The 21,954-nt window shown below is 44.3% G+C and carries 20 protein-coding genes and 1 pseudogene; all 21 read right to left on the bottom strand.

The features are described 5' to 3' along the window. Positions 1-8: 8 nt before the first annotated feature. The 21 genes and pseudogenes from QZJ86_RS07835 to QZJ86_RS07735 all read right to left on the bottom strand — a co-directional run bounded on the left by QZJ86_RS07835 (position 9) and on the right by QZJ86_RS07735 (position 21,953). Entirely contained in the window at positions 9-1,787 is a 1,779-nt protein-coding gene (locus QZJ86_RS07835; protein ID WP_301937911.1) for a hypothetical protein, read from the bottom strand. 247 nt (positions 1,788-2,034) lie between these two features. After that, positions 2,035-2,433: an RNA-binding S4 domain-containing protein gene (locus QZJ86_RS07830; RefSeq protein ID WP_301937909.1), complete on the bottom strand. Its 399-nt coding sequence runs from the start codon at positions 2,431-2,433 to the stop codon at positions 2,035-2,037. Then, a complete protein-coding gene (locus tag QZJ86_RS07825; protein WP_301937907.1) occupies positions 2,426-2,785 on the bottom strand; it encodes a rhodanese-like domain-containing protein in 360 nt (119 codons plus the stop codon). The genes QZJ86_RS07830 and QZJ86_RS07825 overlap by 8 nt, the downstream gene beginning before the upstream one ends. A gap of 24 nt (positions 2,786-2,809) precedes the next feature. Further along, positions 2,810-3,766: a 4-hydroxy-3-methylbut-2-enyl diphosphate reductase gene (gene ispH, locus QZJ86_RS07820; RefSeq protein ID WP_301937905.1), complete on the bottom strand. Its 957-nt coding sequence runs from the start codon at positions 3,764-3,766 to the stop codon at positions 2,810-2,812. Between the two features lie 37 nt (positions 3,767-3,803). Then, the gene (gene rraA, locus QZJ86_RS07815) at positions 3,804-4,289 is read right to left on the bottom strand and encodes a ribonuclease E activity regulator RraA (RefSeq protein WP_301937904.1); all 486 of its coding nucleotides are present in this window, start codon (positions 4,287-4,289) and stop codon (positions 3,804-3,806) included. Between the two features lie 15 nt (positions 4,290-4,304). Continuing rightward, complete coding sequence (gene trhP, locus QZJ86_RS07810) at positions 4,305-5,660, bottom strand: prephenate-dependent tRNA uridine(34) hydroxylase TrhP (protein WP_301937901.1); 1,356 nt, start codon at positions 5,658-5,660, stop codon at positions 4,305-4,307. Between the two features lie 74 nt (positions 5,661-5,734). Beyond that, positions 5,735-6,907, bottom strand: coding sequence for a glycosyltransferase family 4 protein (locus tag QZJ86_RS07805; RefSeq protein WP_301937900.1), 1,173 nt, complete (start codon positions 6,905-6,907; stop codon positions 5,735-5,737). Further along, the gene (locus tag QZJ86_RS07800) at positions 6,904-7,719 is read right to left on the bottom strand and encodes a glycosyltransferase family 2 protein (protein ID WP_301937899.1); all 816 of its coding nucleotides are present in this window, start codon (positions 7,717-7,719) and stop codon (positions 6,904-6,906) included. Before QZJ86_RS07800 ends, QZJ86_RS07805 begins: the two co-directional genes overlap by 4 nt. Next, positions 7,716-8,822: a glycosyltransferase family 4 protein gene (locus QZJ86_RS07795; RefSeq protein ID WP_301937897.1), complete on the bottom strand. Its 1,107-nt coding sequence runs from the start codon at positions 8,820-8,822 to the stop codon at positions 7,716-7,718. The genes QZJ86_RS07800 and QZJ86_RS07795 overlap by 4 nt, the downstream gene beginning before the upstream one ends. 104 nt (positions 8,823-8,926) lie before the next feature. Beyond that, positions 8,927-10,381, bottom strand: coding sequence for a lipid II flippase MurJ (locus QZJ86_RS07790; RefSeq protein ID WP_301937896.1), 1,455 nt, complete (start codon positions 10,379-10,381; stop codon positions 8,927-8,929). A gap of 134 nt (positions 10,382-10,515) precedes the next feature. Continuing rightward, positions 10,516-11,172, bottom strand: coding sequence for a class I SAM-dependent methyltransferase (locus QZJ86_RS07785; protein WP_301937894.1), 657 nt, complete (start codon positions 11,170-11,172; stop codon positions 10,516-10,518). Next, on the bottom strand, positions 11,169-11,705 hold the full coding sequence (locus QZJ86_RS07780) for a class I SAM-dependent methyltransferase (RefSeq protein WP_301937893.1): 537 nt from the start codon (positions 11,703-11,705) through the stop codon (positions 11,169-11,171). The genes QZJ86_RS07785 and QZJ86_RS07780 overlap by 4 nt, the downstream gene beginning before the upstream one ends. 91 nt (positions 11,706-11,796) lie before the next feature. Then, positions 11,797-12,549 (bottom strand): glycosyltransferase family 2 protein, encoded by a 753-nt coding sequence (locus QZJ86_RS07775; protein ID WP_301937891.1) that lies wholly within the window; start codon positions 12,547-12,549, stop codon positions 11,797-11,799. Beyond that, positions 12,549-13,511, bottom strand: a complete 963-nt coding sequence (locus tag QZJ86_RS07770; RefSeq protein ID WP_301937888.1) for a glycosyltransferase — start codon at positions 13,509-13,511, stop codon at positions 12,549-12,551. Before QZJ86_RS07770 ends, QZJ86_RS07775 begins: the two co-directional genes overlap by 1 nt. 181 nt (positions 13,512-13,692) lie before the next feature. Next, positions 13,693-13,800, bottom strand: a pseudogene (locus QZJ86_RS07765) (transposase); the annotation flags it as partial. A gap of 234 nt (positions 13,801-14,034) precedes the next feature. After that, entirely contained in the window at positions 14,035-15,156 is a 1,122-nt protein-coding gene (locus QZJ86_RS07760; RefSeq protein ID WP_301937886.1) for a glycosyltransferase family 4 protein, read from the bottom strand. Positions 15,157-15,168: 12 nt separating this feature from the next. Beyond that, on the bottom strand, positions 15,169-15,918 hold the full coding sequence (locus QZJ86_RS07755; RefSeq protein ID WP_301937884.1) for a glycosyltransferase family 2 protein: 750 nt from the start codon (positions 15,916-15,918) through the stop codon (positions 15,169-15,171). After that, positions 15,912-16,934 carry a GDP-mannose 4,6-dehydratase gene (locus QZJ86_RS07750; RefSeq protein ID WP_301937882.1) on the bottom strand — a complete coding sequence of 341 codons (1,023 nt, stop codon included), beginning with the start codon at positions 16,932-16,934 and terminating at the stop codon, positions 15,912-15,914. Before QZJ86_RS07750 ends, QZJ86_RS07755 begins: the two co-directional genes overlap by 7 nt. Beyond that, positions 16,934-18,088: a glycosyltransferase family 4 protein gene (locus QZJ86_RS07745; protein WP_301937880.1), complete on the bottom strand. Its 1,155-nt coding sequence runs from the start codon at positions 18,086-18,088 to the stop codon at positions 16,934-16,936. The genes QZJ86_RS07750 and QZJ86_RS07745 overlap by 1 nt, the downstream gene beginning before the upstream one ends. Before the next feature lie 111 nt (positions 18,089-18,199). After that, positions 18,200-19,522 (bottom strand): hypothetical protein, encoded by a 1,323-nt coding sequence (locus QZJ86_RS07740; protein WP_301937878.1) that lies wholly within the window; start codon positions 19,520-19,522, stop codon positions 18,200-18,202. Between the two features lie 13 nt (positions 19,523-19,535). Then, positions 19,536-21,953, bottom strand: a complete 2,418-nt coding sequence (locus QZJ86_RS07735; protein ID WP_301937876.1) for a hypothetical protein — start codon at positions 21,951-21,953, stop codon at positions 19,536-19,538. Position 21,954: the final 1 nt, after the last annotated feature.

Genomic DNA, 21,954 nt, shown 5'->3' with positions numbered 1-21,954 from the left:
GTTAAGAACTAATGCAGCTTGTTTATAAAATCGGCTTCAATTCGGCAACCGCCCAGATCGGGATAGTCAGCCAGATTTTGTTCGAAATCCCGGAAGGACGGATGCTGGAAGGCCAAACGGGCAATCTTACCCTGCACTAATTCGAACTCCAACGCCCCGCCTTTTTCGCGAGGACTGCCGGGTTTAGTGACAAACAACATAATGCCGATATTGGCCAAAGGCTGACCTTGTTCCTGCGCCGGACGCGCGCAACTATAAGTTTCCACATTCAGACCGCTAAACACCCCGGCCAATTGCCCGGCATTGACCGTGACTCCTTCATCGGCAATCGTCGGCAATTGCAACAAAGTTTCCAGACCGAAATTACTTAAATGGTTTTGTAACAGCACCGTGCCGTTACCGCCTTTTTCGGTATTTAATAACGGATACAACTGACGAGCCGCTTCGTCTTTATTGGGATTTTGCAAGGCCGACAAAAATTGCCGCGCGGCAGATTGAATCGGACTGATGACGCCTTCTTTCTTCTGTCTGGAATTGGTCAAGGCTTCCCAGTCCTGTTCGGTGTTTACCGCCAATTTCATGCTCTTCATCACCGCATAATCCTCACCGGCCAGACAGCCTGAGAAATCCTTAAGGCGATATTGTTCCAATAACTTAGGACGAATCTCGTCGGTCATCGCCCGTTGCGCGGAGATATTGAAGTTTTTCCAATCCGGCGACGATTTGCTCAGAAAATAATATAACACCGCGTTGCGATCGAATTTATTGAAGCCCAAATCCTTCAGCGCCAACTTCAAGCGGCGGCATTGGCTTTCCACCTCTGGATAATTTTGCCAATCGGGCTGTAAATTGGGTTTCGTGGCCGGATCGATTTGCTCAATCAACTGGCGCAGACTGAGTTCGCCGTTAGCGGTCTGAATTGGCACCCGCCATAATTCTTCCAGCGATAAATCGTGAGCATCGGGCGTGACATCGCCGGCGGTTTTCAATAACAGCGACGAGGCGATTTCCGGGTATACACGCAACTCGCCAAGCAATTTAGTTTCGGAAGCCCAAGCCTTCAAACCGGCTTCGACCACTTCGTAAACCGCCAAGCGGCTTTGATTGAGATTGCCGCTGTCGCCCGCCAGCACCACGGCGGCCGGCAGGGAATGCGTTTCCGAGCTGTATTTGCCGGTGGTGGCCGGGTTTTTAGCCACTACTTGCGGATTACTTTCCACCCAATTGCCGGCCAACTTACCCATCACCGCCATGCCGGTGCCGACACCGGTCAATGCGAACAAAGTACTGGCGGCATTCACATCGCTGACCAGTTGCGAAAGATTGGCTTCGTGACTATTGCTGGTCAAAAAGTTGTAATCGATCAAAGTATCCTTGCTGGAATCCAACCGCAGCCAAGGCGTCAAATAAGCTTTTTTGGTTTCCAGTTTGAAGTTGCATTTGCCGGTCGTGGCCTGATACAAAAAACCGCTGGCTTCGCGTTTAAGTTTGAGCGCATCGTTATGGATGCTGAACACCAGGGCCGCAGACAAATCGCCGTTTTCGTATTGGCCGCCGACATCGCTGCAACCGCCTTTCAAGGCGTTATCGCCCTTGAATTCAAAATCGGAAACCAGTTGTACGTAATAATCGTCGCCGCTAACCGCGGCCTGACCACGTAGAGGTTTGATCGGAAAAGTTTCGGTTTTAGGATAATCAACCGCAATTTGCCGGGTGGTGGCGCAACCCGCCAACAAACCGCTACCCAGCAAGGCCATACTGATAACTAATAAACAACGTACCGACATTCATGATCCTATAGTGTCCGCCATCTGGGTCGATATGCGGATCTCGCATACGCCCGAAGCAATATTGTTTAAATTTAGAACCGCGTTCTTATCCCTCGCTTAACCACGATTCGATACACGCAATCAGCCCTGTTGCCAGCTTTTCGACACAGGCTAATCAATCGCTAATTCTCTGCAAATTAACAAGGAATAATAAATTGAAGCGGTGTGTGTGGCTATTGTTTTGTGCGCTGACCACAATGGCCGTTCAAAGTGCGTCTTGTTTGAAGCGATGAATCTGACGGCGCTGTTTCTTGTTAGGCTTATGCTCGCGCTCGGAAGGATGTTGCATAGCCTGTTGCTGTTTGTGTAATTCGACCTGCTTGAGCCGTTTGGCTATGCTGGCCTGATCTTCGCTATAGAGCAACGCCGCCTCTTGAGCGGGGCGGCGTTGTTTGTTGAGATCGGTAACCCGAACTTCCCAAGTATATTGATCTTTGCTAACGGTAATCAGATCGCCGGCTTTGACCTCTTTTCCCGGTTTACAACGCTGGCCGTTAACGTGTACCTTGCCGCCGTTGACCGCCTCGGCGGCCAATCCGCGGGTTTTAAAAAAGCGCGCCGCCCACAACCATTTATCGATGCGGATTTCGTTAAGCTCAGTCAATGCTTAAACCACTCTCCGACCAAGCCTTGAAACCGCCAGCCATGCTGACCGCGCTACTATAACCCAATTGATTCAGCGTTTGCGTAGCCAGTGCTGAACGGCCGCCGGTCTGACAATAAACCATAATGGCCGACTGTTGCTTGCCTTGAAAATCCGGATGACTGTCGATTTTAAACTCCAATACCCCGCGCGGAATATTGATAGCGCCCGGAAGATGCCCGGCGGCATATTCGGCGGGCTCTCTGACGTCGAGAATCAAACTGCCGCCTAACTGGCCTTGCGCAGCCGTCAAATCGATTTCGGTAATCTGCTGTTTTGCGGCAGCCACTAGTTCTTGAGCGGTAACAGTCATAAAACTCTCCAGAGATTATTCAAATCAAGCTTCCATGGCTTTTTTCAATTCCTTCGGAATCGAGAATACCACTTTTTCTTCAATGCCCTTATTTTCACGGACGTTAGTGTTTTCTCCGCCCCATTCCTTCAATTGGTTAATCACTTCCTGCACCAATACTTCCGGTGCCGATGCGCCAGCGGTGACGCCAACCACCTCGACGCCATCCAACCATTCCTGCCGTAAGTCTTTATGAGTGTCGATCAGGAACGCCGGCTTGCCCAACTGTTCGGCAATTTCCCGCAAGCGATTTGAGTTGGAGCTGTTTGGCGAACCGACCACCAAAATCAGATCTGATATTTTCGCTAAATCGTGGACCGCATCCTGACGGTTTTGGGTAGCGTAGCAAATATCGTCCTTCTTCTGTTCCTTGATCGACGGAAATTGTTCGCGCAGCGCGTCGACCATGACTTTGGTATCGGTCATCGACAATGTGGTTTGCGTGACATAGGCCAGATTATCCGGATTATTGACTTTCAGGTTTTTGACATCGTCCGGCGTTTCCACCAGATAAATATCACCATGTTCGGTGCATTTATCGTACTGCCCCATGGTGCCTTCCACTTCCGGGTGGCCGGCATGGCCAATCAGAATCACTTCTCTATCTTGCTTGGCATGCTTGGCGACTTGCATGTGCACCTTGGTCACCAGCGGACAAGTGGCATCGAATACAGTCAGTTTGCGTTCCTCGGCTTCTTTTTGCACCTGTTTGGAAACGCCGTGCGCGCTGAAAATCAAATACGATCCGACCGGCACATCGCTGAGTTCTTCGATAAAAATAGCGCCCTTTTCCTTCAAACCATCGACCACGGTACGGTTATGCACCACTTCGTGCCGCACGTAAATCGGCGCACCGAAGGTATCGATCGCCTGATCGACAATTTCAATAGCCCGGTCAACGCCGGCACAGAATCCACGAGGGTTAGCGAGTACGATTTGCATATTCTTGAGTATTTTACTGGGTTAAGACGAAACGATTTTAATCCAATTTTGTTTCCGAGACGATAATTCCGTCGCTATCGGCATACAAATAGTGATCTTTTTTGAAGTTGACACCGGCAAAAGTGATCACCGAGTCCCGGTGACCGTGACCGTGTTTACTACTGCACAATGGATGAGTATTCAGGGCCATCACCCCTATCGGCATTCGATCAATCGCCTCCGAGCCACGGATACTGCCGTACACGACGATGCCTTGCCAGCCATTTTCTACCGCCAAACCGGTTAAGGTGTCGCCCAGTAAAGCGCAACGTTTGGAACCGCCACCGTCAATCACCAACACCCGATCATTGACTTTCTCTTCTAACGTGGTGCGCACCAAAGTATTGTCTTCAAATACTTTCAAAGTAGTGATTTGGCCACTAAACTGGCTTTTACCGCCAAAATGCCGGAACAAAGGCTCGGCGATTTGAAAGTTTTCTTGAGTTGAAAACCGATCGCATAAATCGGCGGTAAGAAACGACATATCAGCCTCCAAGGCCTAGTAATAACGCGCCAGCAATCCGTATTGGCAATCGACATCGGGCAGCGGAATCTTCACTTCATAACCGCCGCCGGACGCCTCCTGCATGGGCTGGCCGTATTTGTCGACCATATTTTCGACGGTGATATCCCGATTGCCGTGCGGCAGGATCAATTCCAGCTTATCGCCCAGCGAAAACTTATTCTTGACGCTAATATCAGCCCAACCGCTCTCGGCATCGTAATGGGTAATTTCGCCGCAGAACTGTTGCTGATGGCTTTTGGAATAGCCGGACAGGTAATTTTGATGCTCGTGCGTATGATGGCGCTGATAAAAACCATCGGTATAGCCACGATTAGCCAGATTATCTAAAACGCCCAGCAACTCGGGCTGGAAAGGACGACCGGCCAAGGCGTCGTCTATGGCCTGTCGATAAGTTTGCGCGGTGCGCGCCACGTAAAAATGCGACTTGGTGCGACCCTCGATTTTCAGACTATCGATACCGATTTCCACCAGGCGCTGCACGTGCTCAATCGCCCGCAAGTCCTTGGAATTCATAATATAGGTACCGTTTTCGTCTTCCATCACTGGCAACAACTCACCCGGACGGCCTTCTTCTTCCAGGAAATAAATATTGTCCGCCAAGGGATGCCGATCGGCACCACCGCAGCTGGCGGTATTTAGCCCCTGGTTCAAATCGTTCATCGAAATGACAGCACTCTCAGCCAACAAATAATCGCCCTCAGCATTTTCCACCGCCGGCTTGGTATCGTATTTCCAACGGCAGGAATTAGTGCAGGTACCTTGATTCGGATCGCGATGATTGAAATAACCTGACAACAGACAGCGACCGGAATAGGCAATGCACAAGGCGCCATGCACAAACACTTCCAATTCCATGTCCGGACATTGCTGACGAATCTCGGCGATCTCGTCCAGCGATAATTCCCGAGACAGAATCACCCGCTCCACGCCCATGCTCTTCCAGAACCTGACGCTGGCATAATTGACGGTATTGGCTTGCACCGACAGATGAATCGGCATGTCCGGCCATTGCTCGCGAGTCATCATAATCAGACCCGGATCGGCCATGATCAGGGCATCCGGCTGCATCGCGATAATCGGCGCCATGTCTTTCAAAAAGGTTTTGATTTTGGCGTTATGCGGAATCACATTGGCGGCCAGAAAAAACTTCTTGCCCAATTGGTGGGCTTCGGCTATGCCTTTAGCTAAGTTTTCCGATAGAAAATCGTTATTGCGTACCCGTAAGCTATAACGCGGCTGCCCGGCATAAACCGCATCGGCACCAAATGCAAAAGCGTAGCGCATGTTGCGCAGGGTGCCGGCCGGGGAGAGGAGTTCGATGTGTTTCATGTTTATGCTTCAAAATAGGTTAACGTGCATTTTAACAGATTAGAAGGGCAACTTCTTTCGAACCTACCGCATGTTTAATGCCTATCCCGCTCTATCAACCCATTGATAAACTTAATATATCTATCTACGACATCACTCTCAGAAAATTGTGACAGCACCCGATCTCTAGCAGCCCTTCCCAAACGCACCCGTAAGCCTGGATCGCTAGCCAAACGATTAATTTGCTCTGCAAGATCAATTTCATTTCCCACCGAAAATAATAATCCGGACACTTCATCAATAATCGCATCGCTAACTCCATATATTCGAGAACCTATAGCAGGAATACCAAAAGCTGCCGCTTCAAGAACCACCATTCCGAATCCCTCTCGATAACTGGGCAGACACAAAAAATCAGCCATTGCTAAAAACTCTTCCGGTTTATCCGTAAACCCGTTGATTAAAACTCTATTAGCAGCAGTTCCACAACAAAAGAAAATCCTTTTACTAACATTCTCTTCATCTGGCCCAACAAATACCAGCCAAAGCTCAGGATGAGCTTTGCTGACATAGGCAAACGCATTTGCCAAGTCGTAAACACCTTTATCGGATGTGATACGTCCTAAAAATAAACAGACTAATGCATTCTCAGGAATATTGTGTTCTGCGCGACATGAGATTCTTAAATTCAAATCAGGTTTAAAACGGTCAAGATTGACTCCGGAAATCGAGCCACCTCCTAAAACAGTTGATTTTCCTACTTGAATAACACCCTCAGTTTCAAGAAACCCTTGCTCGGAGTGACTAACGACTAATATATGATTAGCGCAAAAACTGGTGATTTTATCGGCTGTTTTGAGTAAGTATCTGCTCAAGCCTGAACGCGCTGCCCACACTTCACCCTGAAAAAGGAAAACACGATGCTTTATACCGGCTAAAAGAGACGCTAACATTCCAATCAAACCAGCTTTAGGAGCGATGGCCCATACCAAATCAGGTTTCTCGTTCTTTAACAAGTCGTACAATTGCCGAAGAGCAAGCAGATCATCAACAATGGCGATACGACGCTGAATTTTAATTGGGATTAGTCGAACGGGTAAATCCAACGCTGGCGTATAAGTGTCATTGTCCGGATTAACGACTAAGAGTATTTCAGAAGAAATAGATAACGCCTTAATATGTTCCCTAAGAAAAAAATGAACAATCAACGGTGTCGTCGATACGATGCAAATTTTAGGGCGAATTTCAGGCGGGGCAGGTAAATTCATACGCCCACAAATCTCCTCATACTGCGAATGACACAGCGTCTGACAAATTTAAGCAATGAGAACAAACTTGCACTTAAATAAACAGGCAGCGCCAACAATTTACTTTGATACAAGATTTTAAATACGCCCAACTCGCATCTTTCATGCACGATCAAATTACCGCTGTAACCATCAGCACTAAACTCCGGGCGAAAGGTAAATGCCAACTGAATAGGTAGTTTCCATAGTTTTTTGTCAGATAATGCCAATGACAGCCATAACAAATAATCCTCGGCACGCATTTTTTCCCCAAAACGATAAGGCACGTCTTTTCGCATAATTACACTGCGCGTTGGAATTGGATTTTTAAATAAAATAGGGTAAACGGATAACTGAAATGGCTCTAACCAGTCAGGTGTTATTTTATTTAGAGCTTCGTTCCATTGACTATACTCGTGAGCACACAAATCGACTGCTGATTGCTTTTCTAACCAACCAAATTGGATCTCGATTTTCTGAGGATGCCAAACATCGTCCGCATCCAAAAAGGCTAGCCAAGGTTGGGTTGCCATATCCCAACCTGCATTCCTTGCCCCTCCCGGCCCGCGATTTTTAGGTAAGGCTAACACTTGAATACGCTGTTCATCTAATTTAACAAGCTGGGCCAGCAGGGCAAAGGTATCATCCCCACTGGCATCATCCACCAGAATAATTTGGGCGACGGGTCTAGTCTGAGCAAGAATTGAATCCAGTGCTCGCTTGATAGTATCTCTGCAACGAAAGCACGGCACAATCACACTGATTGCCGCGACTTCTTGTCCATTAATTCTCAAGGGAAAACCTCGTGCATAATATTCAAGAACTTTGATTGAACACTCAGTAAATCAAAACGACTGTCTATAACCGATGTTTTACGCCCAGTGTTTAATGCTCCGTGAATGCCGACAACGATGGATTCGATGGATTTAGGATCGAAATAGGTAGGATAATCGGCCGCAACTTCACGGAATACCGGCAAATCAGAACAGGCTATGGGAGTTCCGCAGGCCATACTTTCCAAACAGGCGCGCCCAAACCCTTCCCCTAGCGATGGAAATACAACCGCGTCCACCGATTCATAAGCTACGCGCAGCTCCTCTAGGCTCAGATACCCCAAGAACCAAACTTTTTTACGTAACCGTTTGCTTACCGTCGCCAGTAATGTTTGCCATTGCTGATTCTGGTAACCAGTCACCAACAGCATTGGTGCATTTTTATCGGCGCTATTTAACTCATCAAGTGCAACCAATAAACGCGGAATATTTTTTCGATATTCTATGCCTGCCGTATAGAGCAATAACGGTGCATCAAAAGAAAATTTCTTACGCCATGCTATAGGCGAAACAGCGTTGTAATGATTACGACTAAATTCCGAACTTATTGTATTGTAAATAACTGCAATCCTATCCTCCGGCCAACGATAACGATCAATAATTGCTTGCTTAGTAAACTCGGAAACCGTCAACAGGAAATGCGCACGCTTAAGATTAAATCGCAACATTGCCAAATAATATGCTCGGATCTTTAATGGATAAGCTTGAGGCAATTCATCCAGACATAAATCATGAACTGTCATGACGGAAGGTATGTGTTTGGGCAAACGTACATCGTGATAAGGTGAAAAAACAGCTTTAGGCTGAAGAGCACGAATTACGCCAGGAAACTGCACATTATCGTAATAAGGATGCCTACAAGACCTTGGCAGATAGTCTGGCCAAACAACTTCGTACTGACAAAGCCACTTAGGAATGGCAAAATTTTTACGATCAAAGTTAGGACCAATCATAGTTAATAGAGGACCGCTCGACGACCGTGCCCATGCTTGCAACAGAGGCGCAAAAAAATGGGCTATACCTCCACCGTAAAGCGAAAATGTTTTGGTATCTACTGCAAACACACTAATTTTCCATATAAACAAGACAAGCTAATAATTTTTAATAAAAAAACCATTTATTAAGTTTCATATAAAAAATATTAAAATAACCAGACGCGGCTTCAATGCTAGGCTTTAAAATTCAAATTTGGTTTATATATATCAATAAGTCTAAAAATATTAAGACCCAACCACGCAGCAACAAAAAACACACCACCATCAATCGCAGTGTAAACAATAGATCTATTCGCACCAAATTTAATTGTGAGTTGTTCATAGCATATACCTAACAGCATCACAATGATTGAAACTTTAAACAACCAAAAAAACCATATTCGAACTGTATATTCACTAATTTGAAATTTTCTAAAGAAAATTATCACACAAAACAATGTGCCAATTGAGTTTGAAATTAGCCAATGAAAAAGCACAAAGTTGTAATTACCTAAAAAGCTAGAAACTGCCAACACAGCAATACCTGAAAACGAAACAATAACACTAACTAAAGCAAATGCATAACCAGCACCGACAGACATCAAAAAACGCCCAAAAACAGAAAAAAAACCTATCGGTATAGCAGTAAAAATAGCAGCGCGAAAAGTCTTAGAAGCAAGATCAATAGAAGCGCTATCAAAAGCCCCACGAGCATAAACTATTTCAACAATCCTATAGGAATTAGAAAAACAAAATAAACATATTATCAATAAAACAGCATATAAAACTGCCGTTGATCTCAATGCTGTAAAGATAGCATCATCAATATTTTTTTCCGCATTACTATTTAAAAACCTAGGCCATAGCAAATTAGCCAAAGGGTAAGCTATAACACTAACAATCACATTAGTTAATGTCACCCCATATTGGAATGATGCAATAGTTCCCGACTTCATTGCCAACATAACTGACCGCTCATAAATAGCATAACCTTGCGCCAAAAAATAAGTTAACAAAAGCGACCAAAACAATTTATGAAACTTTCCGAGCATAAAAACTGAAAACCTGGGTTTAGCCAACTTTATACCTTGTACTTTTAACGCAATAGCTGAAAAAAACAATACGAATATCTGGCTTAAAACTACCCCGATCACCATACTTTTAACGCCAAGACTAGCGGCGTATAAAAAAAGGCAAGCAATCATTGCTACGCTCCCGGAAAGTCTAGCCATGGTTTGAAAAATGATTTTGTCGTAGCAAGCCAACAGCGCATTCATCGTTTCAGATAAAACGAAAAACAAGATAGAAGGCAGAAACCAGTAAAGAATTAAACCAATACTCCTATCATCAACCTCATTACCATCGGCAACAAGAGCCACCAACATATCTTGGATCAATATCAATAAAATTACTGATAAAATTGCAATCCCACTCAACAATAGTAGTGCTGCCGAAAGCACCCCACCAGCCTCTTTAGCATCCTTAGATTGATGCATAATAGGGACGAGAGCCTCCTTAAAAGCTCCCGTATAAAAACACAGCAAGTTAATTATTGAAAAGGCGACCCAATATTCATCTAAGCTTGACGAAGTACCAAAATAATAAGAAATAAGTAATTGACTACCAAAGCCCAGAAAATAACTTGCCAATGACAGAATTACCAGAGAACCAAACCGGCATTTTAAACTAACCAATATATAACGTCCAAGCTATAGTTATTAACTGAAACAGAACTAGCATAGCCGCTCGATAAAACAAATAAAACTAGACTTAACCATATATTCTATAATTTCCTTGCCTTTATTCTAAATTGACAAACATCAATATCAGAAATAAATAACCTAGCAACACGTGACACTACTCCTTTGAAACCTGAATAGTTATCTCTATTTACTTCTATAACTTCAATTTCAAGCCCACATTGAAAAAACAGCCGATTGATTTCTTCGCGCGTAAAAAAACGAAGATGCCCTATATCAAGCACACCCGAACTTTCATAGCTCCATCGACCTTGAACAATCAGGCGATAAAGAATACCGATATTACGAATATTTGGAACACTCGCAATTATCACGCCCTCAGGAATCAAGTGATCTGTAAAATGCATTAGTAAAGACCATGGGTCACGCAAGTGTTCAAGAACATCTGGAAAAATAATGCAATCATAATTTTTAGGGAATTCAGATAGGTCAAGCTCTTCAATATCACCAATCCAGAACTTCCTATAAGTGCCACGCAAATGGCTTTCTGCGGCGCGGTTTATTTCTATTCCATCGATTTCGCAGTCTCGCTTTGTTTTTAGACCTTGTCCTAGACAACCAAATCCACAGCCAACTTCAAGTATATTTCGGCTATTAATAGGTATAAGATCTTCTATATCAAATCGCGGCTGTTGGAAGTATTCATCCTCTTGTAACTGTAATCCCCGACTATAAATCATAGAGAGACTCGAGAAAAAACAAATAGATTACGATCCCACCGATCAGGGCAGCCGACGCGCAGAATTTTATACTTATTCCTGAGACATTCGCTTAAAACTGACTCAAAATCGCAGCCCCTATTTTCAAAAAACTCAATCCATTTTTGGTCTGATTTTATATTGATATGACCAGGCGTCCGTCGGTCTCGACTAATATTAAGCATCAGCAATGGAATATTGGCTGTAGTCTTCAATACCTCGCCTATTTGTTCATCAGTCATATGCTCAAAAACGTCGAATGATATAAAAACATCAAAATGCTGCGAATCAATATTTTCAAGATTGGCCATATATCTTTCTGGGTATTTACCAAAATGCTGCCCGTACAGGTGCCGCGCTTCGTCTGAATAGTCGCAGCCAACATAAAAAAAACCTGCGTCATTCATGTAATCAATCATTACTCCAGGGCCACAACCAAAATCCAGAAAGCGTTGCTTCGCTCCCAACTCCTTAATCAATTCGCCAAGCACATCTTTAAGAGTTTGCCATTCCATAAACCAAGCATCTCGAAAAAACTGCTCTCCATAAACTACCGTTCTATTAGGCAATAATCGTTGAATCCAATTCCGAATCATCTGTATTTTTTTATCCTAATAACCACTTTTTTACAAAGTAAGCTTTGTTACGCTCATGTAAAGTATGGCTGTCTATAGTTTGAGATAGGTATTTTATTTCAGAACGATAGGCACTAACGCCATGGTGATGGTAGTGGTTAATTTCCAGATTAGGTACAACCAAACACCGCATTCCTACTTTTCTTATGGTAAAACTCATATCGATTTCTTCAAAACCCGCAGGGGAGTAATTTATATCAAACCCTCCTACTTTATGAAAAATATCAGAACGAATGGCAAAACAGTAACCGGAAATAGCATCGGCTTCTTCAATATCATTCTCACCAACAAAACAATCGTGCTCAGCACCACGCCAACGAGCACCCTGCGGCCCCACCTCACCGACATCGGAGGCACCATAAAGTGTTTCATAGAGCATTTCAACGCTACCCTTACCAATCGAAACATCATCATTCAAGTAGAGCAGCACCTCACTTTCCGCCAATTGCGCTCCCATATTCCAAGATCTAGCCACACCTGCATTCTGGTTATTGATACAGAATTTATCAATTTGAGGATGAGTTTTAACTAGATCAATGAGCTCTGGATCATTACCATTGCAAACCACCACAACTTCATGAGTAATTGAAACGTTCTCCCGAATATCATGAAGCACTTCTCGTATCGTATATCGCGGCATAAAGAACCGCTTTTTGTTTAGTGGCCGGCTTAAATGAAGCACTGGAATAATGATACTGATTTTTGGCATGATAGATTGATTCATCAAAGATTTTCTATAGTTTCCCAGAACTCATCAGTAGCATTCCGAAAGTTTTCCAGACATGAAATGTCAAAGGGAAAGGACATCGCCCCCACATTATCGTTGGCAATCAAATTGCATCCGCACAATGCTGCTTCAATAACCACACGTCCTTGCGGTTCCGGCCAGCGCGGCAAAAAAACGAAATTCTTAGCCCGATTCATAAAATGCGGAATTTCATCGTATGGGACATGACCGTGATAGATGCCAAAATCGAGTTTAGTGCCTGGAAATAACTTACCGATCAGGTGAATATTTTTATCGCTAAATTGCTCGCGCATAGCGTTTAGACCTTTAGCTTCACCAATTATGCCGACAAATAGATAATCTATATCTCTATCCAAATTTTGGTTGAAAAAACGTTTGCCATCAATCACCGGTTTCATGATGAAACTTGGAGCTACTTCTATAAGATTAAGTAATTTATGACAAATCAGATGATGCAAAGGTGAAACAAAAACATTCAATTTAGAATGTTGAAAAAGCCGTTGAACCAGCTCATTTCGGGAAAAACACTGCGCCGAAAAATCTTTAGCAGCAAGGTTGCGTAGCAAGTGTGTTGGAGACTTGTGCGGACAAATTTCTAACGCATTATCGCCTGAACAGGGCAGATAACCAAGATTACAAACATCAGCATAGGCATTATTGAAATGGATAAAAGGTCGAGTATCGACGATTTTTTTTATAAACCCCTCTGAAAAATCGCGCCAAGCGCCGAGACTTTTAAGTGTACCGGGATAATTAAACACATCAGCAACAAGATCCAAATCGGCGGAATCGCTATAATTGCAATCACCTGGACGAACAGCGGAGATACCGAATTGATGTCCACGCGTCATTCCGGATTCAATAACGCAACGCATGACCATTTCCCCGCCGCCGCTATAAATAAGCGGATTGAAATAGCCGATATAATTAATTTTCACTTTTCAGAAATAATAATAAGAAGAGAACTCACCCAATGGGTAGTTTATTGCTGCTATAGGCTGGCATTGTACGGTACTTCAATTTCAGAGTATTTTTCTAAAATAAGCAAGACCAGTATTGGATTGCATTGCTTGGAATCGTCATTAGCTCCCCGTCAACAATCTCACAACCTTTCGGCTACGCCAACTCATAGAATATCAATCCTAAATGTTTGCGCAATTGGCCAAACATCACTTTTCGTCTTCGTTTCGGGATAAACACAACGTGATAATTGTAATTCCATCTCATGTGCCTCAGGCACTAGTACTCTCTCCTTTGGATTCCCCAAACTATTGATCAAGTTTCTGAGAATTCAATTGACCGTTTTATACGGTAAAACTTTTTGAGTCCACCTGCATAGCCTGGTGGTTTACCATCATTAATTATCATGAACAAACCCGCAATGCAGCCCCTTTGTACCTACAGATCGATTTTCATTGCGCACAAATATCTACAAAACGGAGATGTAGGACGATCAGCACACTATTTCTGCCGACACTTTAACAAATCGCTGTATAAATCCACATAAGCTTTAACCATCCTCTCGGCTGTGAAGTGTTTCCAATAGCGTCGCTCGGCTCGCTGGCCCATCATTTCAGTTTCATCGGGGTGCTCCCACAAGTAACGCATTGCTTGCCGCAAAGCAACTGGGTCACTGGGTGGAACGACCAATCCGGTTTCCCCGCCAATATTGATGAAAGTCGTGCCAGTACCAATCTCGCTGGAAATCATTGCTTTGCCGTACATGGCTCCTTCCAGTAGAGAAATACCAAATGCCTCTGACCGCAAATGAGAGGGAAAAACCACTGCATAACATAATTGTAAAAGGGCAACCTTATCATCATCGGGTAAATGGCCAAGGAAATAAATATTTTGTAACCCTAATAAAGCGGCCTGAGCTTTCAGTTCATGTTCGATAGGTCCAGCGCCAACGATAACCACAGGATAATCTGTTCCTTGGACAGCTTCCAATAAAATATGCAGCCCTTTGTAATAACGCAGAACACCAACGAATAAAAAAAACTTAGGCCCAATCATCCGGCGCCAATATTCCAACTTTTCTGGCAAAGGCTCCGGATAAGTATTTTTATCCAAGCCTATTGGAATAACGCTAACTTTGTCAGAATATTTCCCTAATACATCACTAGTTGCGAAATAATTCGGCGATGTCGCAACAATCCGATCGACACTCGCCAAAAATTTTCGCTTTAGCGGACGATAAAGTTTTAGTAGGTATTGTTGACGAATAATGTCGGAATGGTAGGTCAATACGGTTGGCTTGTTCACCCTTGTTGCAAAATGGACCAAATCCATAAAAGGCCAGGGAAAGTGGTAATGAATGACATCCGCTTTTTGCGCCAACTGATAAAAACGTAAAAACGCTGATACTGATAAACCCGTAGATGCAAATTCTAAATCTAATCGTGCTCGATGAGCTAAGTAGCCGTTGATTTCAATCGCGTCTGTCACACGATCCGATGTTAAAGAGAGCACATCGGTTTTGACACCAAATTCGCAGGCACCTCTAGCAATCTGATTAATGACCTGTTCAACCCCCCCAATGGTGTCTGGAAGCGAGGTTTTGTAAAAGTGTAAGACCCTCATTTGACCTTTTTATTAAAACTTCGCCACTATCGATTTAAACCACACAGCATAAGGCTGAGCCAACCACCACTTCAATGGCACCGACCCATGATATTTACGAATAACATTGATAGCCTCCTGATAATGTGTCCGACGCTGAGTATTTGTCTTCGTACCAGCATGCTCACGGTTAATTGCTACAAACTCATCCAAAAAATATAGCGGTCCTAAATTTTTAAATAAACGCCACCATAAATCATAGTCCATAACCATATGTAAACTTGCGTCAACGCCGTCAACAAACTCCCAGGCTGAACGCCTAACCAGAGTGGCGGGCTGAGAAATTATACAGCGCAAAGCCAGGCGGCGTTCATTAAATGGCTCGACCCATACAGGATAGTAGTTGCCGGACTTCTCTACCAGGTTCCATGAACGCCCATAAACAGCAGGCGCTTCAGGATGCTTTTCTAACTCAGTCAACAATTTCTTTAAACCACCGGGTAAAAATCGATCATCGCTATTCAACCAACAAACATACGGCGCAACACCTTGCGCGATTCCTTCGTTAATGGCGGCTCCCTGCCCTTCATCTGGAGCACTGCGCCAGCCAGCCAATTTATGTTCCCATTGACGGATAACATCAACCGAGGCATCCGATGACCCTCCGTCAAGTACAAACACTTCAACAGGTATTTCCTGTAGAAATATTGACGCCAACGCATCATCAAGGAATTGACTTTGGTTAAAAGAGGGGACCGCTATCGTCACTAACGGTTCTAACATGTCTTAATTGGAATAGTCTTTAATCTTTGAATCTGAGCATGAACCATTTTCTCGACCATTTCCTCGAAACAAATAGCTGGCTCCCAACCCAATTTTAACCTTACTTTTGTAGGATCGGCCAAAGTCTGGCCAGATTCCAAAGGACGGACAAGCGCCGCGTCACTTACAACAGATTCACGCCAATCTTTATCGACTGACTGATAGGCAAAATCACACAAATCCTTGAGAGTATGAATCTTGCCAGTACCAACCACATAATCATCAGGGGTGTCCGCCTGCAACATCATCCACATTGAACGCACAAAGTCACCCGCATAACCCCAGTCACGCGCAATATTTAAATTGCCCAGAGCGAGTCTCCCATTCTCAACGATAGGTCGCCCCATCTCATTTAGGTCCGGTGAATCAGTTATCTGTAAGGCTGCACAGGCAGCACCATAAGCAATCTTTTGAGTCACGAAATGCAAAGGCCGCCGCTCACTTTCATGGTTGAATAAAATACCACTGGCTATAAAAAGCCCGTAGCTCTCACGGTAAATCTTAGTCATTTGGTGAGCATATACTTTGGCGGCCGCATAAGGATTAACTGGATTGAAAGGGGTTTGCTCGTTCTGAGTCGCGCTGGTTGCTTGCCCAAACATTTCGGAAGAAGAAGCATGATAAACCCGGCTATCTGGACAGTGATGACGGATTGCTTCAAAAAGACGTATTGTCCCCAACCCATTGACTAGCAAAGTTTCTGCAGATCGTACCCACGATTCGCCAGGTCGAGATTGAGAAGCAAGATTATAAATTTCATCAGGCTTTGCGTCCTGAATAGCGGAGGCAATATCAACCCCTTCGGACATATCCCCAAATAAAACCTCTATACGCTGATTTAAATGGCTAGCGCAATTTTGCCGATACCAGCTTTCTCTCCTTGCAAAGCCGAATACCTGATAGCCCTTTTCCAGTAATAATTCCGCTAAGAAAGACCCATCTTGACCGGTAATTCCGGTAATCAACGCCTTCTTCATTACACCATCCGTCGTTTTGGAGAAGCCAGCGCTTCTTCATAAAGTTTCAACAAAGCAGCTGCACTTTGTCTCCAGTCAAATCGCAATGCCTGTTCTACTGCAGCGGCGCTTAATCGATCCCTTTCTAACTTATCCACTGCCAACCCTAGCATCGCTTGCGTCCAACCCTCAATATCCTCAGGAGGCAGCAGTATAGCTGCATCGCCCGCAACTTCCGGAATCGAAGTGGTGTTTGAGCTCAAGGTGGCCGCCCCAAACTGCATGCCTTCCAAAACAGGCAATCCAAAACCTTCAAACAGCGACGGATAGAGATTTGCATAACAGTTTCGATAAAGCCAAATCAACTCATCATCGGACACGTAGCCAGTCATTACGATCTGAGCGCTAATCCCCAGCTCGTTTAAATGTACCTGGAAGTCCTCCATCAACCAGCCTTTACCGCCTGCCAACACCAAAGGCATAGCCTCACCGCCCAACGAAAGATAGCGAGCATAGGCTTCGACCAGCCGGCGTTGATTTTTTCGTGGCTCCACAGTACCCACATTTAGCCAAAATTTACCCGGCTCAACACCATTCAAAGCCTTTGGTCGTTTACCTTCTGCAGATGAATCCGAAAATCGCGAACAGGGGTAGATGACTCGAATGCGTTCATCAGGAAAATGAGGAAACACTTTTAAATAATGTTTTTTTGACGCTTCGGAAATAGCCACCACCCAGTCTGCGGTGATAGACGAACGAAACACGCCCTCAAAACAACCGACTCGGTTAGTTTCTGTTGTCCAGCAGGGGTCAACCGCAAAACCCATATCATAAAATGTGTAAATTAGGCGGCCAGTTGACAATTGAGTTGGACACCAAAAATTGTTGGAATGAATAATGCTTGGTGTTTCTAGAGAATTTTCGACACTAGAGCCATTCCAAAATTGCGCTGACAGTTCTCGTGTTAAGTGCCTTGGACCGTAATGTACGTTATTACCAAAATACGGATTGAGCATGGGCATTTTGGCATCAAAATAAAAATTGCCAAAGCTTGGGAAAAGCGAATAACGGTGTTCTGGTGCAAGCTCAAGCATGGCTCCTATCATTGCATGAGCAAAATACCCGCAACCGGCTTTGCCCGAACCTGTTTGGGAAATGTCGAAACCTATATGCATGGATTTACTCTTTTATTCAAAGTTATTGTTATGAACTTGATGCGATTCAAATAATTGAGACTGCTTATTATTCAATTAATCGCACAAGCTGAAGTAACGTATGCGCAGTATTTATGATTCAAGTCCCGCCCCTATTTTATACACGGAGTATCTACCGACAACCTTTCTGACAGGAAATCGTGTTGCAAGGCGAGCATCTGGACTTGACCCGGTAGGAGCAATCAAATAATCATAACGCTGCTCAAGCTCAGCCCATATTTTATAGTCGTTCTGTGTGAAGCCACCCCAAAAATGTTTAGCACGAAGTCTTCCTTCGGGGGGCATATATGAATCCGTTCGAAGTGGTGAAAAATCAAAGTCTATTTGGCGACCCGAAAACGCCACAAGTTCCTGCTCAGTCGAAAACAACGCGATCCTGGAACGCATAGGAAGACTGTGGATATAACAGACGAAATTTTTTAATCCTGGATCGATAGGGTGCCACGCTGACTGAACAAAATACCTTGTTGTCGGATAATTAACTATGGCAATACCGACAAACAGTGCAGCGACGGCTAAAATTCCCACTACTTTGATCCGTTTGTGTGTGATTTTGCTAGCTAGCATTAGCAGGCCTACCCCGGCAAGCGGAACTAGAGCAATTCGAACCCACAATCCAGACTTGATGCCGGCGCCGGGGTATCCGCCAAACAAGAGCCCAATTAAACCCACCATAACCATTACAGCCAAGCAAATAATTATACGGTTAATACTTCGAACAATGTCGAGAACCGTCATGGGCAATGCTATTGCAATGACCATTACAGCGAACAGAAAAGTTTCAAAAATCGCTAGAGGATTGCCAACTAACTTGGCGATAAACGCCGGTGGAAAATAGAAAAGAAAATTGTACGCAAAAATCTCGTTTGAGAAGAATGGATTGGGCGGGGGCCAATCTTTTGCTTCATAAAGCGAAAGCATTGCAAAAAAATGTTTTGGCAAGTCGAAAATTTCTGGAAACCGGTATTCGGGTTCTACTGTCAGCCAGCTCATAGGAACAAAGGTAAGTGCAATGGCAACTACCCAAGAAACAAGAACTGCAGCAATCAAACCTTCCATTATCTTCTGTACAAAATCATGTGAATTCGGCTGAGTCAGAATATCAATATGAGCTAATTCACTAGCTAAAGGTTCGGTTTTTCCATCAATAGTTCGAGAAGAGTTGAACCGACGTGTTGTCATTGCACCAAGTAATCCGGCAAAAATCAATGCGCCAATCAGGGGGCTATCTAAGTACTTTAAAGATAAAAGTAAGGCTAGCCCAAAAATTCCATACCCTAAAATTAAACTGCCCCCCATTATTGACAGATTATTTACTCCACAGATTGATAAAAGCGACCTACCAAACATGGCGCACCCGCCAAGTACCGCAACGCTAAGGATAAAAACCACCATTATTTTTTCTTTATTAGTTCATTAGTTCAGAAACGTTGGTAGAAAGATTTTTTCTATCTGTTATATGCAACTGAAAAACTTCAAGCTTGATTAATCGCAGATGACCGCTTCCTAAAGCCCATCCACCTAAACCAAAAGATAAACGTTGTCGCGATTCAGATCCGAAGCTAGGCACTATACTCTGATAAACTTTCGAACTGGAGTAGCTGCCAGAGAGCAAAGTTATGATAGGTTGTTTACTATGCACTGATAGATGTGCTGCATGCCCCTCTGATCCTGCTATATCACCATCAAAACTCGCTCTAATAAACATCAAGTGATTAAAATTGAATTCTTGACTAATAAAGCCGGCATCCACCAACTGGTTACTTTCAATCTCTGGCATTCCATCAAGAATCATTAACTTCGTTCCTTCAAGGGGGTTACCCCAAGGTGTCCACTGAACTTTTTTTAACTCACTAATTGGGGTTAATTCAATCCGTGACTTTGGAAATGCGATCACATACTGTGAATTTTCAACGATAATCCAATATCCTTGCTTCTCCAAGACAGAATTTAGATTTGGATCACGACGCTCGATTTTTTGAACGATGGCTAAGGCGTCCCATTGCGGTATCGCCGCTGACGCAATAAAAGCGGGTACGTCTGCTACCGTTTGAAGTTTATTTTGAGCATGGCTGCCAAATAAAGGTATTAATGAGGTATCTATATCTTGGAAAACTAAAATGTTAAGCGGATTATCAGAATCTAGGCCAAGCGCCTCGACTGCCGCGCTTTGATATGGCCCCTTGACAAATAGACTAATTCTTTTGAGGGGTGTGTTTGCTTGTTCAATCTCCATAGCCAAAGCACGAAGATGCCGAGCGGGAAGAACTTCGCCTGGACGTAAAGTGATCGATAAATTAACCGTAACCACCAAGACAGTCGAAAGGGCAAATACCCCTCCCCACCTTGACAAGGTGTTTCTATGAATGATGGTCGCACCTATGACTACCAGCAGCGTTATGATTTCTGGTGCAAAATAACGGAAGACCCAAGGATAAGCCTCCGTGAGTGTCATCAGGGCAACAGTGATTACTAGAATTACCATTGCTACCAAAATCAACCACTTCATACTCGCTTCATGCCCGCTCAGATCAGCGATTCTACAAGTAGAATTATCACCCTCATCTACAAACATCTCGATTGTAGGCATATGATACTGAGCCGACGCTGGATGAAATCGACTAGCAATATAAATCAATGACAGCAAGGCTACGCTGGCAATAAACCAAGCGGCCCACCCCATACTCCCAGCAAGCGCCCACATTGCCCCCTTCCCCAGCGTTTCCTCCCAGACCCCAAACATTCTGTTCCCGACAAGTTCTAGGTTACCGAACATGTGTTTCAAGCTAAATGAGGCTTTCTCCACATCAATACGCTTTAGGGGGTTCCCATAGGCAACCCAGTTTGCCCAGAAGCGGGAGGAAAAAACCAACACGCCGACAACAAGTCCCAGCTTTGGAAGAACCGGTAATCGCCAAAGACCTCGGATGCCGGATCTACCCATTAAGGTGATAGCAAAGGTAAGTATCGCTAATACCGGGGGCACTATCGAAACTTTGGATCCCACAGCTAATGTTGCAGATAGCACTAGCATCCCGAATGCCATCGGGTGTGATCCACCTCTCCTGATATGGATAAGCCAACCAAAAACCATCATGAAAGCTGTGCATGCTAGAAGATCGCCTTTAATCGTACTTGCTAAGCCAAGCATGGCAGGCGAGGAACCCAATACCGCCGAAAGGCAAAGCGCCCAAAATATAGGTGCTCCAAGCAAGGAGGCCACCCAAGTAATCGTGACAAACAGCACCAATAGCACTTCGAAATTGCCGAATCCGAATCCGAAATAGCCCCCTGAAGCAAGCGCATACGCCAGAGCATTGAGTTCTGCATTCCATTCATTCACAAATACATTCAATTGCAAAGTCGGCATGTGTACAAACACAGTACCGTAATTTAGCCAAAACGCCAGTCGAGGAAGTCCGTAAGTTTGCGCATCCCATGTGTAATCATAGAAAAAAAGTGCCCGCAGCCACATGGTGAACAAAACGAAAAATATCGCAATAAGTGGCAATTGGTTTCGCCACGACTTATGATCTGGCCAAGAGTCAAATTGTACTGATCGTGTACACCAATAAATCAAGGAAGCAGATAGGAACGAGAAGGCCAGGAAATAAGGACGGTGCAATTGACCGACTGCTGAGAGGCCGAGAATGATCCCGGACTGCAGCACTTGAATCAGTAGCCAACCAGCAATTAAGCTAGAAACCTGATCGAAAGCCCATTTTAACCGGATGAGTTTAGCTATGGAAATGACCAAGAACAGCTTAAACGTCAAATATGCGAACGCACTACCAGCCTCAAGAAACAATGACGTGGTGAGTATCATT

The organism is Methylomonas montana (genome assembly GCF_030490285.1).
GTDB classification, from domain to species: domain Bacteria; phylum Pseudomonadota; class Gammaproteobacteria; order Methylococcales; family Methylomonadaceae; genus Methylomonas; species Methylomonas montana.
Note: the sequence above shows the minus strand (reverse complement) of the source record. Positions and strands in the feature narration are given on the sequence as shown.

What these genes read in the sequence shown, in the direction of transcription:
- QZJ86_RS07785 (WP_301937894.1), bottom strand. Translation starts at nt 11,172, where the DNA reads ATGATTTATAGTCGGGGATTACAGTTACAAGAGGATGAATACTTCCAA.
- QZJ86_RS07775 (WP_301937891.1), bottom strand. Translation starts at nt 12,549, where the DNA reads ATGAATCAATCTATCATGCCAAAAATCAGTATCATTATTCCAGTGCTT.
- QZJ86_RS07780 (WP_301937893.1), bottom strand. Translation starts at nt 11,705, where the DNA reads ATGGAATGGCAAACTCTTAAAGATGTGCTTGGCGAATTGATTAAGGAG.
- QZJ86_RS07805 (WP_301937900.1), bottom strand. Translation starts at nt 6,907, where the DNA reads ATGAATTTACCTGCCCCGCCTGAAATTCGCCCTAAAATTTGCATCGTA.
- QZJ86_RS07825 (WP_301937907.1), bottom strand. Translation starts at nt 2,785, where the DNA reads ATGACTGTTACCGCTCAAGAACTAGTGGCTGCCGCAAAACAGCAGATT.
- QZJ86_RS07740 (WP_301937878.1), bottom strand. Translation starts at nt 19,522, where the DNA reads ATGGTGGTTTTTATCCTTAGCGTTGCGGTACTTGGCGGGTGCGCCATG.
- QZJ86_RS07835 (WP_301937911.1), bottom strand. Translation starts at nt 1,787, where the DNA reads ATGTCGGTACGTTGTTTATTAGTTATCAGTATGGCCTTGCTGGGTAGC.
- QZJ86_RS07755 (WP_301937884.1), bottom strand. Translation starts at nt 15,918, where the DNA reads ATGTTAGAACCGTTAGTGACGATAGCGGTCCCCTCTTTTAACCAAAGT.
- QZJ86_RS07750 (WP_301937882.1), bottom strand. Translation starts at nt 16,934, where the DNA reads ATGAAGAAGGCGTTGATTACCGGAATTACCGGTCAAGATGGGTCTTTC.
- ispH (WP_301937905.1), bottom strand. Translation starts at nt 3,766, where the DNA reads ATGCAAATCGTACTCGCTAACCCTCGTGGATTCTGTGCCGGCGTTGAC.
- QZJ86_RS07735 (WP_301937876.1), bottom strand. Translation starts at nt 21,953, where the DNA reads ATGATACTCACCACGTCATTGTTTCTTGAGGCTGGTAGTGCGTTCGCA.
- rraA (WP_301937904.1), bottom strand. Translation starts at nt 4,289, where the DNA reads ATGTCGTTTCTTACCGCCGATTTATGCGATCGGTTTTCAACTCAAGAA.
- trhP (WP_301937901.1), bottom strand. Translation starts at nt 5,660, where the DNA reads ATGAAACACATCGAACTCCTCTCCCCGGCCGGCACCCTGCGCAACATG.
- QZJ86_RS07745 (WP_301937880.1), bottom strand. Translation starts at nt 18,088, where the DNA reads ATGCATATAGGTTTCGACATTTCCCAAACAGGTTCGGGCAAAGCCGGT.
- QZJ86_RS07760 (WP_301937886.1), bottom strand. Translation starts at nt 15,156, where the DNA reads ATGAGGGTCTTACACTTTTACAAAACCTCGCTTCCAGACACCATTGGG.